The organism is Oryzihumus sp. JJN4-3R, assembly GCF_057747915.1.
The window spans coordinates 649,361-662,698 of the sequence record NZ_CM173229.1; the positions used below are offsets into that span (position 1 = coordinate 649,361).

At 73.4% G+C, this 13,338-nt stretch carries 12 protein-coding genes; 5 read left to right on the top strand and 7 right to left on the bottom strand.

Features of this window, described 5'->3' with window-relative positions:
* The first annotated feature begins 115 nt into the window (after positions 1-115).
* Entirely contained in the window at positions 116-1,027 is a 912-nt protein-coding gene (locus tag AC3ANM_RS02925; protein WP_488286645.1) for a cyanophycinase, read from the top strand.
* Positions 1,028-1,054: 27 nt separating this feature from the next.
* Positions 1,055-3,889 carry a cyanophycin synthetase gene (cphA, locus tag AC3ANM_RS02930; RefSeq protein WP_488286646.1) on the top strand — a complete coding sequence of 945 codons (2,835 nt, stop codon included), beginning with the start codon at positions 1,055-1,057 and terminating at the stop codon, positions 3,887-3,889.
* Between the two features lie 100 nt (positions 3,890-3,989).
* Here the strand turns inward: cphA and AC3ANM_RS02935 are convergent, their stop codons facing one another.
* The 5 genes from AC3ANM_RS02935 to fabG form a co-directional block, all read right to left on the bottom strand.
* Positions 3,990-4,457, bottom strand: a complete 468-nt coding sequence (locus tag AC3ANM_RS02935) for a GNAT family N-acetyltransferase (RefSeq protein ID WP_488286647.1) — start codon at positions 4,455-4,457, stop codon at positions 3,990-3,992.
* A gap of 137 nt (positions 4,458-4,594) precedes the next feature.
* A complete protein-coding gene (locus AC3ANM_RS02940; protein ID WP_488286648.1) occupies positions 4,595-6,790 on the bottom strand; it encodes a tetratricopeptide repeat protein in 2,196 nt (731 codons plus the stop codon).
* 87 nt (positions 6,791-6,877) lie between these two features.
* Complete coding sequence (locus tag AC3ANM_RS02945) at positions 6,878-8,482, bottom strand: ABC-F family ATP-binding cassette domain-containing protein (protein WP_488286649.1); 1,605 nt, start codon at positions 8,480-8,482, stop codon at positions 6,878-6,880.
* Positions 8,483-8,686: 204 nt separating this feature from the next.
* Complete coding sequence (gene fabI / locus AC3ANM_RS02950; RefSeq protein WP_488286650.1) at positions 8,687-9,451, bottom strand: enoyl-ACP reductase FabI; 765 nt, start codon at positions 9,449-9,451, stop codon at positions 8,687-8,689.
* 32 nt (positions 9,452-9,483) lie between these two features.
* Complete coding sequence (fabG, locus tag AC3ANM_RS02955) at positions 9,484-10,197, bottom strand: 3-oxoacyl-ACP reductase FabG (protein WP_488286651.1); 714 nt, start codon at positions 10,195-10,197, stop codon at positions 9,484-9,486.
* A gap of 98 nt (positions 10,198-10,295) precedes the next feature.
* Here fabG and AC3ANM_RS02960 point away from each other — a divergent pair, with 98 nt between their 5' ends.
* On the top strand, positions 10,296-10,622 hold the full coding sequence (locus AC3ANM_RS02960) for a DUF3099 domain-containing protein (protein ID WP_488286652.1): 327 nt from the start codon (positions 10,296-10,298) through the stop codon (positions 10,620-10,622).
* Positions 10,619-10,876, top strand: a complete 258-nt coding sequence (locus AC3ANM_RS02965) for a hypothetical protein (protein ID WP_488286653.1) — start codon at positions 10,619-10,621, stop codon at positions 10,874-10,876. The genes AC3ANM_RS02960 and AC3ANM_RS02965 overlap by 4 nt, the downstream gene beginning before the upstream one ends.
* Positions 10,877-10,886: 10 nt before the next feature.
* Here AC3ANM_RS02965 and AC3ANM_RS02970 read toward each other — a convergent pair whose 3' ends face one another.
* Both AC3ANM_RS02970 and moaA read right to left on the bottom strand, forming a co-directional pair.
* Positions 10,887-11,414, bottom strand: coding sequence for a hypothetical protein (locus AC3ANM_RS02970; protein ID WP_488286654.1), 528 nt, complete (start codon positions 11,412-11,414; stop codon positions 10,887-10,889).
* Between the two features lie 30 nt (positions 11,415-11,444).
* Positions 11,445-12,467: a GTP 3',8-cyclase MoaA gene (moaA, locus tag AC3ANM_RS02975; RefSeq protein WP_488286655.1), complete on the bottom strand. Its 1,023-nt coding sequence runs from the start codon at positions 12,465-12,467 to the stop codon at positions 11,445-11,447.
* A 32-nt stretch (positions 12,468-12,499) separates the two neighbouring features.
* Between moaA and AC3ANM_RS02980 the strand changes: the two genes are divergently transcribed.
* Positions 12,500-13,303, top strand: coding sequence for an SURF1 family cytochrome oxidase biogenesis protein (locus AC3ANM_RS02980; protein WP_488286656.1), 804 nt, complete (start codon positions 12,500-12,502; stop codon positions 13,301-13,303).
* The last annotated feature ends 35 nt before the right edge of the window (positions 13,304-13,338 follow it).

The following is a 13,338-nucleotide window of genomic DNA, read 5'->3' on the forward strand; positions in this document are numbered from 1 at the left end:
GCACCCGGCATACCGGAGGAGGCAGGCCCGCGACGACGGCCGTGACAACGGCCGCGCGCGTGACGCGCCGGGCCCGTTGTCACGCGTGGTCTCCGCTGACTTCTACACTCTGGCAATGGAACCCACCCCCCGCACCTCGCTGCTCATCATCGGCGGCGCCGAGGACAAGCACGGCCGCGTCACCATCCTGCGCCGCTTCGTCCGGCTCGCCGGGGGCCGCAAGGCCAGCCTGGTGATCATCCCGACCGCCTCCTCGATCCAGGAGGAGGCCGTCGAGGTCTACTCCGGTCTCTTCGCGCGCCTCGGGGTCACCGACGTCGCGACGGTCAACCCCTCCTCGCGGCTCGAGGCCGAGGACCCCGCCCTCGTCGAGGCGGTGGACCGCGCGACCGGCATCTTCATGACCGGGGGCAACCAGCTCAAGCTCAGCCAGTACGTCGTGGGGACCCCGCTGGGCGACGCGATCTCGCGGGCGCACCAGCGCGGCGCCGTGGTCGCCGGGACGTCGGCCGGTGCGTCGATCATGAGCCAGTTCATGATCTCCCTCGGCGAGGAGGGCGTCACGCCGCGCCAGCGCACCAGCCAGCTGACCGCGGGCCTGGGCCTGCTGGCCAACGTCATCGTCGACCAGCACTTCGACCAGCGCTCCCGCTACGGGCGCCTGCTGTCCCTGGTCGCGAGCTCGCCGAACCTGCTCGGGATGGGCATCGACGAGGACACCGCCGCCGAGGTCACCGACGGCCGTCACCTCACCGTCCTGGGCTCCGGAGCGGTCCTCGTGGTCGACGCACGGCACGCCGTGAGCGACGCCCACGAGGCCCGGCGCGACGCCCCGCTGCTCGTGTCCGGGGCGGTGGTGCACGCCCTGCCGGCCGGCGCTACGTTCGACCTGCACACGGCGACCCTCACGGAGTTCTCCGAGCAGCACCCGGACAGCCCGGCCCCCGCGAGCCAGGGGGCGCGCAAGCAGGCGGCCGAAGCGGCCGGCGGGCGCACGAACCAGGTGACGGCTACCGTGCGCGACTGAGCCCCGCACCACTGCAAGGAGCACCCTGTGGCCACCGACCGACCGTCCCCCGCTGGCCCCGCCAAGCCCGACCTGACCATCGTGGAGTCGCGCGTCTACCGCGGCCCCAACGTGTGGTCCTACGAACCAGCCATCCACCTGACGGTCGACCTCGGGGTGCTCGAGGACTACCCCACCCACACCCTCGACGGCTTCACCGACCAGCTGCTCGAGCTGCTGCCCGGGCTGGAGCACCACACCTGCTCCCGCGGGGTCAAGGGCGGCTTCATCGAGCGGCTGCGTGAGGGCACGTGGCTCGGCCACGTCACCGAGCACATCGCGCTGCAGCTCCAGCAGGAGGCCGGGCACGACCTGCGCCGGGGCAAGACCCGTCAGGTCAAGGGCCGCCGGGGCGTCTACAACGTCATCTACGCCTACATGGACGAGCGGGTCGGGCTCGACGCCGGGCGCCTTGCGGTGCGGCTGGTCAACCACCTCGTCGAGCCCGAGGACGGCTTCGACTTCCCCGAGGAGATGGACGCCTTCCTGCGCCGGGTCCAGCGCCTGGCCTTCGGCCCGTCCACCTCGGCGATCCTGGAGGAGGCGGTCAGCCGCGACATCCCGTGGATCCGGCTCAACGAGCACTCCCTCGTGCAGCTCGGCCAAGGCGTCCACGCCCAGCGGATCCGGGCCACCATGACCTCGATGACCGGCGCCCTGGCCGTCGACATCGCCGGGGACAAGGAGCTCACGACCCGCCTGCTGGCCTCGGCCGGCCTGCCGGTGCCGCGGTCGGAGGCGGTGCGCTCCGTCGAGCGGGCCGTCGCCGTGGCCGAGCGGATCGGCTACCCCGTCGTGGTCAAGCCGCTGGACGGCAACCACGGCCGCGGGGTCTGCCTGGACCTCAAGGACGCCGACGACGTGCGCGAGGCCTTCCCGGTCGCCCGGGGCGAGTCCCGGCGCGGGTCGGTCATCGTCGAGACGTTCGTGACCGGCCGCGACTACCGGTGCCTGATCATCGGCGGCAAGATGCAGGCCATCGCCGAGCGGGTTCCCGCGCACGTGGTCGGCGACGGCACGCACACCGTCGCCGAGCTGGTCGAGACCACCAACGCCGACCCGCGCCGCGGCGTCGGCCACGAGAAGGTCCTCACCAAGCTCAAGGTCGACGACGCCGCGGTCGAGCTGGTCCGCGCGCAGGGCTTCGGCATGGACGACGTGCCCCCGGCCGGGGAGATGGTCAAGCTCGCCCTGACCGGGAACATGTCCACCGGCGGCATCTCGGTGGACCGCACCTTCGAGGCCCACCCGGACAACGTCGAGATCGCCGAGGAGGCGGCCCGCATGATCGGGCTCGACGTCGCCGGCATCGACTTCATCTGCCCCGACATCGCCGCACCGGTGCGCGAGACCGGTGGCGCGATCTGCGAGGTCAACGCGGCGCCGGGGTTCCGGATGCACACCCACCCCACGGTCGGCGAGCCGCAGTTCATCGCCAAGCCCGTGGTGGACCTGCTCTTCCCGCCGGGCGCCCCGTCGCGGGTGCCGATCGTCGCGGTCACTGGCACCAACGGCAAGACCACGACGGCGCGGATGATCTCCCACATCTTCAAGGGCCTGGGCCGCAAGGTCGGCATGACCTCCACGGACGGCGTCGTCATCGACGAGCGCCTGGTGATCAAGGCCGACGCCTCCGGCCCCAAGTCCGCGCGGATGGTCCTGCAGAACCCCCGCGTCGACTTCGCGGTCATGGAGGTCGCCCGCGGCGGCATCCTGCGCGAGGGCCTGGGCTACGACCGCAACGACGTCGCGGTCGTCACCAACATCGCCCCCGACCACCTCGGGATGCGCGGCGTGGACACCCTCGAGCAGCTCGCCGACGTCAAGGCCGTCGTGGTCGAGGCGGTGCCGCGCGACGGCTTCGCGGTGCTCAACGCCGACGACGAGCTGGTCCGGGCCATGCGCCGGCGCTGCTCCGGGTCGGTCGTGTGGTTCTCGATGGAGCCGCCCGGCAGCAAGGTGCGCGAGTTCATCGACGACCAGTGCCGCCGCGGCGGCCGGGCCGTGGTGCTCGAGCCCACCGACAAGGGCGACATGATCGTCATCCGCCACGGCCGGCGCACCATGCAGCTGGCCTGGACGCACCTGCTCCCGGCGACCTTCGGCGGCGCGGCGAAGATGAACGTCGCCAACGCCCTCGCCGCGGCCGGCGCCGCCTTCGCCGCCGGCGCTCCGCTGCACGACATCCGCCAGGGCCTGCGGACGTTCACCACGTCCTACTACCTGTCCCCCGGACGGATGAACCTGCTCGACGTGCGCGGCGTCGACGTCGTGGTCGACTACTGCCACAACGCCCCCGGCATGCGGATGCTCGGCGACTTCGTCGAGTCCTACGCCGAGCAGAAGGCCGCCCAGGCCGACCTGGGCAAGTCCTCGCGCATCGGCATGATCGGCGCCGCCGGCGACCGCCGCGACTCCGACATGCGCGAGCTCGGCGCCATCGCGGCCGACCACTTCGACGTCATCGTCGTGCGGGAGGACGCGCACCTGCGCGGCCGTGAGAAGGGCGTCGCCGCCGAGCTCGTCGCCGAGGGCATCCGCGCCCGGATGGCCGACGGCGCCCGGTGCAGGCAGGTCGAGATCGTCACCGACGAGCTCGACGCCGTGCGCCACTGCATGGGCCGGGCCAACCCCGGGGACCTCGTGGTGCTCTGCGCCGACAAGCACCCCGTCGTGCTCGCCGAGCTCGAGCAGCTCACCCAGCACGCCCAGGCGGGCGCCCACAGCACCGAGGTGGCCGGGGACCCCGACCTCGACCCCGCCGAGCTGCACGAGGCCGCCCAGGCCGCCGGTGACGAGGCCGCGGCCAACGCCGAGGCCTGACCAGCCCCATCACGCGCTGACCGGGCAGGTCCGTCCCGGACGGACCTGCCCGGTTGCGCGTCTCCTCGTCGGGTGTGACCACCCGGTGGGCGTCAGGAGGTCAGGGGGTCCAGCGGAGGCGGACGTCGGGCTCGCGCTCCTCGTTGCCGGAGCCGTCCGTCTCGTAGAGCTCCTCGCACCCTCGCGCGGCGTAGAACGCCCGCGCCGGGGCGTTGCGCTGGAACGTCCACAGCTCGAAGCCGCCAGGCTCCAGCTCGGTCGCGCAGGCGAACAGCGCCGAACCCACACCGGAGCCCTGAGCCGCCGGCGTGACATAGAGGTGGTTCAGCTCGCCCGGCAGCACCTCGGCGAACCCGAGGACGACCCCGTCGCGCTCTCCCACCAGCACCCGCCCCTCGGTGCGCTCCGGCAGCCCGCCGAACCACCACCGCACCTCCTCCTCGGTGCGCGGCGTCCACAGCCACGGCATGGCCGTATGCCGTGCCGCCAGGAAGAGGTCGGCAACCGCCTCCCCATCGGCGTGGACGGCGTCGCGGACGAGGACCTGCGGGGGCTCACGGTCGGGCACGGCCCCGACCCTAGGGCCGCCACGCCCCGGCCGGCACCGGAATATCCGGGCGGGCCTTGGGCCGAGGCGGGAGGCGCCGGCCCGGCGTCCCCGGCCCGGCGTCCCCCGGCCCGGTGGTCCCGCTCAGTGTCCGCGGCTCAGCGGAGCCCGGCGGCGTACCGGTGCAGGGCGACGCGGTAGGCCTCGCCGTCGGGGTCGCCGGAGTGAGCCAGCAGGGCGTCGATGAGGTCGGCCACGGCCGCTCCGGCGTCGCCGGCGTCATAGGCCGCCAGCGCGCGGAACGCTGTGACCGCAGTGCTTCCCGGGCGCTGCTCGGCCAGCCGGTCGAGGATCTCCCGGGCCCGGGCGACCTCGCCCAGCACCCGGTGGCTGGAGGCCAGCTGGATCTCGGCACGGTGCCGGTGGGGCTCACGCAGCCCCGCGGCGAGGGCCTGCTCGTAGTAGCCGACCGCGTCCGCCTCGCGCCCCGCGGCGTCGAACGCCCCGCCGAGCTCGAAGAGCAGCCGGGCGTCACCGGGGTGGGCCGAGAGCAGCGCCGTCGCGGCCGCGATACGGCCCTGGTCGTCGTCCATCTCCCAGAGGGCGGCGATGGCCGGCTCCTCCTCGTGCTCGCCGCGGGCGGCGATGACCTTGCGGCGGATGGCCGAGGCGTTGTCGGCCGTGGCCCCCTCCTCGGTCAGCCACGCATCGAGCAGCACCCGGTCGGAGTGGCACATGACCGCGACGACGTCGCCATCGGAGGCGCGGGCCACCAGGGCCTTGAGGCCGTCCAGCTCGGTGGAGTGGGAGTCGATCTCGGCGACGCCGACCCGTGCCAGTCCGACCCGCAGCTGGGTCTCGAGGTCCTCCATGGTGCGGCCGCGCAGGTAGCTCTCCTTGTGGACCGCGGCGATCGTGTCCGCCCGCCGGCCGGCCAGCTCGCCCAGGGACTGCAGCAGGTCGTCGGTGCGGTCCCCCGCCGTGCCCAGGCCGAGGTGGACCAGCGCACCGGGAACCCGCAGGCCGTCGCAGACCCGCAGCAGCGCCTCGAGGCCGGCCTCGTTGTGGGCCAGGTCGACGATCACGGTGGCCGAGCCGCCGGTGGCGAGGGGGTAGGTGTAGACGTTCATCCGGCCCGGGTTGTGCGCCGGGTCGGGGGCGAACGTGCGCAGCCCCTCCACGACCGCGGCCCGCGGCAGGCCGAGGCCCAGCGCCGCAGCCGTCGCGGCCAGGGCGTTGGCGATGTTGTGCTCGCTCAGCCCGGACAGGGTCACCGGGACGTCGAGAATGGCCGCGAGGTGGTCGGGGTCGGCGTTGGGGTGCAGCACGACGATGTCGCCGTCCAGGACGGTCACGCCGCGCCCGCCGGCGGCCAGCGACTCACGCAGGGCCGGGGAGTCGGGGTCGAGGCTGAACGCCCAGGGCCTTGCCTTGATCCGGGTGCGCATGGCCCACACCCGCGGGTCGTCGCCGTTGAGCACGACCCACCCCTCGGGCTTGGTGGCCTTGGTGACGATCGCCTTGACCTCGGCGAGCTGGTCGATCGTGTCGATGCCCTGCAGGCCGAGATGGTCGGCCGAGACGTTGGTGACGACGCTGACGTCGTTGCTCGAGACACCCATGCCCTTGAGCAGCATGCCGCCGCGGGCCGTCTCGAGGATGCCGAGCTGGACGCCCGGCGTGGACAGCACGGTCCGCGCGCCGGCCGGGCCGGAGTAGTCGCCGGGCTCGACCATCTCGCCCTGCGCGACGACGCCGTCGGTGGAGCTCCACGCGGTGCGCAGCCCGGCGGTCATGCCGATGTGGGCCAGCAGCCGGGTGGTCGTCGTCTTGCCGTTGGTGCCGGTGATCGAGGCGACCGGGACCTTGGGGGTGATGACGTTCGGTCGCGGGCCGGGGTCGGCTGAGGTGACCGCGGCGATGACCTCGGCCACCGCGGCGTCGCCGACGGCCTCGTCGGGGTCGAGCAGTGCCGCCAGGGCCGGGGCCAGCGCCTCGCCGAGGGCCAGCCCGCGCCCCCGCCGCCGCCACGGGAAGGCCATGACGACCTCCTGCCGGCTGCCACCGGTGCGCGCCCGCACGCTCAGGCGCGCAGTGCCGGACTCGGCGGCGATCCGGCGCACCACGGCGGCGGTGAACCGCATGACGAACCGTTGTCGCTGCTCGGAGTCCGGGGCCCCCGGGCGGGCCCCCTTGAGGCCGACGCGAAGGGCCAGGGCGCGCAGCTCGCGCTCGCCCGCCGACAGGTAGCCGGGCACCTGCAGGATGACCTTCACGGCCGGCTGGGCGAAGTAGAGGTTGGGGCCCTCGAGGACACGCACTTCGGTGGCCGTCACCGCGGCGGCGGAAGTCATGCCGCGGACTCTAGCCGCCCGCGCGCGTGGCGCCACCGGCGGTCACGCCGCGGGCTCCGGCCACCCCGCGCCGCGCGCCACCGGCGGTCAGGCCACGGACTCCAGCCGCCCCTGCACGACCTCCCACCGGCGGTGCAGCCCGACCCGGTCGGCGAACTCCTCGTCGTGGCTGACCACCAGCAGCGCCCCGCGGTACTCGGTCAGGGCGGCCTCCACGACGTCCAGGGAGTCGAAGTCGAGGTGGTTGGTCGGCTCGTCCAGGACGAGCACCCGGCTGGGCCGGTTGACCAGCGTCGCGATGAGCAGCCTGCGCACCTGCCCCACCGACAGGTCGCCGACCCGCCGCTCCCGGTCGTGCGCGTCGAACAGGAACGCCTCGAGCACCTCCTCGGCCTCCTCGAGGTACATCGGCACCCGGCTGCGGAACAGCTCGAGCGCCGTGAGGCCCAGCGGCAGGTCCTCGTGGGTCTGCGGCAGCACCGCGGCACCCTCCAGCAGCGGCGCCACCACCCGCAGCAGGCTGGTCTTGCCGGCCCCGTTGGCACCGGTGAGCAGGATCCGGTCCTCCCGACCGACCCGCAGGCTGGCCGCCGACACAAGCCGCCGCTCCCCCACGATCACATCGAGGTCGCGCATGTCGGCCAGCGTCTCGGGCACGTCCTGCGCCACCGCGAAGCGCATCGCCAGCGGCGGCCGGGTCTGCGGCTCGGCGATCCACGACGCCGCCTGCATCTGGCGGGCCAGGCGGCGCTCCCGCGAGAGCGCCTTGCGGGCGACCTTGCGGGCCAGCCGCCGCGCGGAGGGGTTGCGCGGGTTCGCCACCTCCACGCCCCGCGCGTACTCCTTGGTCCGCTCGATGTCCTCGGCCAGCGCGCGGCGGTACTTCTCCTGGGCCTCGAAGTCCAGCAGCAGCCGCTCCCAGCGACGCTGCTTCTCCACCCGGTATGCCGTGTAGCCGCACCCCGGGTAGTCCTGCAGGCCCGGGGCGATGCCGTCGAGCTCCACCACGCGGGTGACGGCCCGGTCGAGGAAGCGCCGGTCGTGGGAGATGACCAGCACCGCGCCCCGGAAGGTCGCCAGGTGCTCGCCGAGCCAGCGCCGGCCCTCGGCGTCGAGGTGGTTGGTCGGCTCGTCCAGGAGCAGCACGTCGGGGTCGGTGACGAGCAGGCGCGCCAGCATGACGCGGGACTGCTCGCCGCCGGAGAGGGACCCCATCGGCCGGTCGCCGGCGATACCCGTCTCGGTCGCCACCCCGAGCCGGGAGCGGACCTGGTCCAGGCGGGCGTCGGTGGCCCACCCGCCCAGGGACTCGAAGACCTCGACCGCGGTGGCGTACGCGGCCAGGACGGCCGGGTTGCCGTCGCCGTCGCCGCCGCCGAGGCACGCCTCGAGTGCGTGCATCCGCGCGCGGGCCGCCGCCCACTGCGGCGCACCCGAGAGGATGAAGTCCGCGACCGGCATACCGGGGTCGGGGGCCTCCTGGGCCTGCCAGCCCACGGTGAGGCCGGGTGAGCGGACCACGGCGCCGGTGGTGGGCTCCTCGACCCCGGCCAGCAGGCGCATCAGGGTGGACTTGCCGGTGCCGTTGGGGCCCACCAGGGCCACCCGGTCACCGGGGCGCAGGGTCAGGTCGAGGTCCTCGAAGAGCGGGTCGAGGTCGTAGTGCTTGGACAGCGAAACAGCGCGCAACATGGGCGGGCTCCCTCACGCAGGATCGGACTCGGGATCGGCGTGGGCGCGGACGGACGGGTCAGCGGGCCGGGCACGAGGGCCGGGCCGCAGTGACGCGTCGGGTCAGCGCAGGGGAGAAATGATCACGGCCGCAGCATGGAGGACCATGCTGCGGCCGTGCAAGCGGTTTACCGCGGAGGGCCGGACCGGCGGCGAGGTGGGCGGCTACTGCCCCATGGCGTGGACGCCACCGTCGACGTGGACGATCTCGGCGGTCGTGGCGGGGAACCAGTCCGACAGCAGCGCAACGCAGGCCTTGGCGGCCGGGGCGGGGTCGCTGATGTCCCAGCCCAGCGGCGCCCGCTCGGACCAGGTCTGCTCGAACTGCTCGAAGCCGGGGATCGACTTGGCCGCGGTGGTGCGGATCGGGCCGGCGGAGACCAGGTTGACCCGCACGCCCTTGGGGCCGAGGTCGCGGGCGCAGTAGCGGCTGGTCGCCTCGAACGCGGCCTTGGCCACGCCCATCCAGTCATAGACCGGCCAGGCGAACTTGGCGTCGAAGGTGAGCCCGACGACGCTGCCACCGTCGGCCATCAGCGGCAGGGTCGCGACGGCGAGCGCCTTGAGCGAGTAGGCCGAGGCGTGCATCGCGGTGGCGACGTCGTCCCACGTGCCCTCGAGGAAGTTGAACGCCCCCTGCGGCGCGAAGCCGATGGAGTGCAGCACCCCGTCGAGGCGCCCCCCGAGCACCGCACCGGCGCGCTCGGCGAGGGTGTCGAGGTGCTCCTGGTTGGTGACGTCGAGCTCGATGACCTCGGGGGTCGTCGGCAGCCGCCTGGCGATGGTCTGGGTGATCTTCATGGTGCGGCCGAAGGAGGTCAGCACCACCTCGGCGCCCTGCTCCTGGGCCAGCTTGGCCACGTGGAAGGCGATCGAGGAGTCCATGAGGACTCCGGTGACGAGCAGCTTCTTGCCCTCGAGGATGCCCATTGCGTCGTTGCTCTCTCTCGTTGCGTGGGGGGTCAGTGGCCCATGCCCAGGCCGCCGTCGACCGGGAGGACCGCGCCGGTGATGTATGCCGCGTCCTCCGAGGCGACGAAGCGCACCGCCGCCGCCACCTCGGCCGGGGTCGCGAAGCGCCCCGCCGGGATCGTGGCGAGGTAGGCCTTCTTGCGGTCCTCGGGCAGCTCGGCGGTCATGTCGGTCTCGATGAAGCCGGGGGCGACCACGTTGGCGGTGATGCCGCGCCCGCCGAGCTCGCGCGAGATCGAGCGGGCCAGGCCGACCAGGCCGGCCTTGCTGGCCGCGTAGTTGGTCTGACCGGGTGAGCCGTAGAGACCGACGACGCTGGAGATGAACACGATCCGGCCCTTGCGCAGGCGGATCATGCCCTTGCTCGCGCGACGGGCGCAGCGGAACGCGCCGGCCAGGTTGGTGTCGATGACCTGGTCGAACTCCTCGTCGCTCATCCGCATGAGCAAGGTGTCCCGGGTGACGCCCGCGTTGGCCACGAGCACCTCGACCGGCCCGCCGAGCAGCCCCTCGGCCTCGGTGAACGCGGCGTCGACCGAGGCGCTGTCCGTGACCTCGCACTTGACGGCGCGCAGCCCCTCGGGCGCCTCGCCGGAGCGGTGGGTGATGACGACGTTGTCGCCGGCATCGGCGAACGCCCGGGCGATGGCCAGTCCGATGCCCCGGTTTCCTCCGGTGACGAGCACGTTGCGCGGGTCGGACATCGGTCTGGTTCCTCCAGCAAGGTCGGCGGGTCCGGTCGTTCGGAACCTAGCCCACTACCGGTGGGTACGCCGCATCGGTGGCGACGTATCGTGAGGGGGTGAGACGGCGAAGCGGTCACCCCCAGGACCCGGTCTACTCCGTCACCAGCGCCCCGGAGTCGCTGCGCGACGACCAGAGCGAGCGGATGCGGCGCTACCTGGTCTCGATGGGCATCCGCACCGTCTGCTTCCTGCTGTCCGTCCTCGCGATCGTCGTCCTGCACTGGACGCTGGTGGGGTGGGTCCTCGTCGCGGGGGCCGTCGTCCTGCCCTACGTCGCGGTCGTGATGGCCAACGCCACACGCGCCCGGGCGGTCGGCACGGTCGCCCCGGTCACCCCTCCCGAGCAGCGCCAGATCCGGGAGCGTCCCGAGGACCCGTCGTGAGCCTGCCCGGCTTCCCGGGCTCCCCCGGACCCCGCGACGGGTATGCCGGGCGCCTGGTCTGCAGCGCCAAGGGCTGCCGCGCGGACGCGGCCTACGGGCTGCTGTGGAACAACCCGTCGCTGCACACCCCGGACCGGCGCAAGACCTGGCTGGCCTGCGAGGAGCACCGGAGCACCCTCGGGGAGTTCCTCTCGGTGCGGGGGTTCCTGCGCGACACCGTGCCGGTCGGCGAGCTGACCGACGAGACCGCCTGACCCGGCGCCCCTAGCGCCGCTGTTCCTCGATCAGTCTCAGCTGCGTGATGACCGCGTGCGCAGCATGGAACACCGGTGACAGCACGCTGCGCCCCTCGCCGAGGTCGTCCTCAGCGGCCTCGAGGAGCCGCTGGCCGTCAGCGGTGAGCGCCCGGATGACGGTTCGTCCCGGGCCGGGCAGCGACCGGTCAGCGCTGGGGGCCATCTGGTCGAGGTGCTCCTCGAGCACGGCCAGCAGGCGGGCGTTGGCCCGTACGACCTCCTCGTGCGCACCTCCACCGATGATCCCGAAGCCCGAGCTGGTGTACAGGCTCGTCGTCCCGTCGCACAGGCAGACGAGGGTCGCGGTCCCGTTGGGGTATCCGGTCTCCATCACGACGCCCCATGACCCGGCAGAGGTCGCCAGCCCGACGTCGGCGGGGTCGAGAGTCAGGACCTGGCTCCGCAGGCCGGTGTAGACATCGGCCGGCCCGGGGGCGTGGTCCTGCACGGCGGCGTGGTCCTGCACGGGGCGGGCCTTCCCGCGGCGTCCGAACATGTCCGGGAGGCTACGCGCCCGGGGGGCGGCTCAACCGCCGATCGCCGACATCGGCCGGTCCGGCTGGTGGAAGTCGGGGGCGCCGATGCCGTGGCCGCGGGCCTTGCGCCACATCTCGCCGCGGATCAGCTCGGCGACCTCCTCATCGCTCGCGCCCTCGCGCAGCGGGCCCCGCAGGTCGACCTCGCCCTGGGCGAACAGGCAGTTGCGCACCTGCCCGTCCGCGGTGAGCCGGACCCGGTCGCAAGCGGCGCAGAACGGCGCGGTGACGCTGGCGATGACGCCGACCGTCTCCGGTCCCCCGTCGACGAGGAAGAGCTCGGCCGGGGCGCTGCCCCGGTCCGCGGCCGGCAGCAGCGTCAGCGTGAACCGCTCCGCGAGCCGCTCGCGCAGCTCGTCGGCGGTCACCATCTCGGTGCGCTCCCACGAGTGCTGGGCGTCCAGCGGCATCTGCTCGATGAAGCGCAGGCTGTAGCCGCGGTCGAGGCACCACTGGAGCACGTCGGCCACCGAGTGGTCGTTGACGCCGCGCATGGCGACCGCGTTGACCTTGACCGGGGTCAGGCCGGCGTTCGCGGCGGCCTTGAGGCCCTTCTCCACGTCGCCGAACCGGTCGCGCCGGGTCAGGGTCATGAACTCGCCGGGGTCGATCGTGTCGAGGCTGACGTTGACGCGGTCCAGGCCGGCGGCGGCCAGCGGCCCGGCGAGCCGGTCGAGCCCGACGCCGTTGGTGGTCATGGCGATCTGCGGCCTCGGTGAGAGCTGCGCGATACCGGCCACCACGTCGACCAGCGAGCGGCGCAGCAGCGGCTCACCCCCGGTGAGGCGCACCTGACGCACGCCCAGCGCGACGAAGACGCCGATGACACGCAGCAGCTCGGCGTCGGTGAGCATCTCCGGCTTGGGCAGCCACGGCAGCCCCTCGGCCGGCATGCAGTAGGTGCAGCGCAAGTTGCACCGGTCGGTCACCGACACGCGCAGGTCCGTGGCCACCCGGCCGAAGGTGTCGGGCAGCCCGGTGGGGCGCACCTGCGGCATCGGGAGGCTCGTCATGGCTCCAAGGGTATGCCGGGTAACGTCAAGGGGTGCTGAAGGTGCTGATGTCGAAGCGGTGGCTGGGCGCGCTGGCTGCGGCCATCGTGTTCGCCATCGCCTGTTTCTACCTCGGGCGCTGGCAGTGGGGTCGACACGTCACCAAGCACGAGCGCGCCCAGCGGATCACCAGCCACTACAACGCCACACCGGAGCCGCTGCGCACCGCGCTGCCGGACCCGGGCACGCCGCTGCCGCTGGCCAAGGAGTGGACCCCCGTCACGGTCACGGGCAGCTACGCGGCCGACAGCCTCCAGCTGGTCCGCAACCGGCCGAACGACGGCGACTACGGCTACGAGGTGGTGGTGCCGCTGCAGATGCCCGGCGGTGCGTCGCTGCTCGTCGACCGCGGGTGGATCCCCAACGCCAACACGGCTGCGCAGCGGCCCGACATCCCGGCGACACCGACCGGCACCGTGACCGTCACCGGCTGGCTGCGCCCCGGTGAGATCAGCCTGCACCGGGACATGCCGCCCGGGCAGCTGGCCTCGATCAACCTGCCCGAGGCGTCCCGCGCGACCGGCGCCCCGCTCTACGGCGCCTACCTCATCGTGAAGTCGGAGCACTCCGCCTCGGGGGAGCACGTCGCCCGGGCGACACCGCTCGCTGCGCCGGACACCGACGAGGGGCCGCACCTGGCGTACGCGTTCCAGTGGTGGCTGTTCGGGGTGACCGGCTTCGTCCTGGTCGGCGTGGGAGCCCGCCGCGAGGCGCTCGAGGGCCGGGCCGTCGCGGCGGGGCAGCCCCGCCAGCCCAAGCCCAAGAAGGTCCGCATCTGGGACGAGGAGGACGCCTGAGCCCAGGCGCGTCCCCCGGCGGGGTGCTCGCCCGT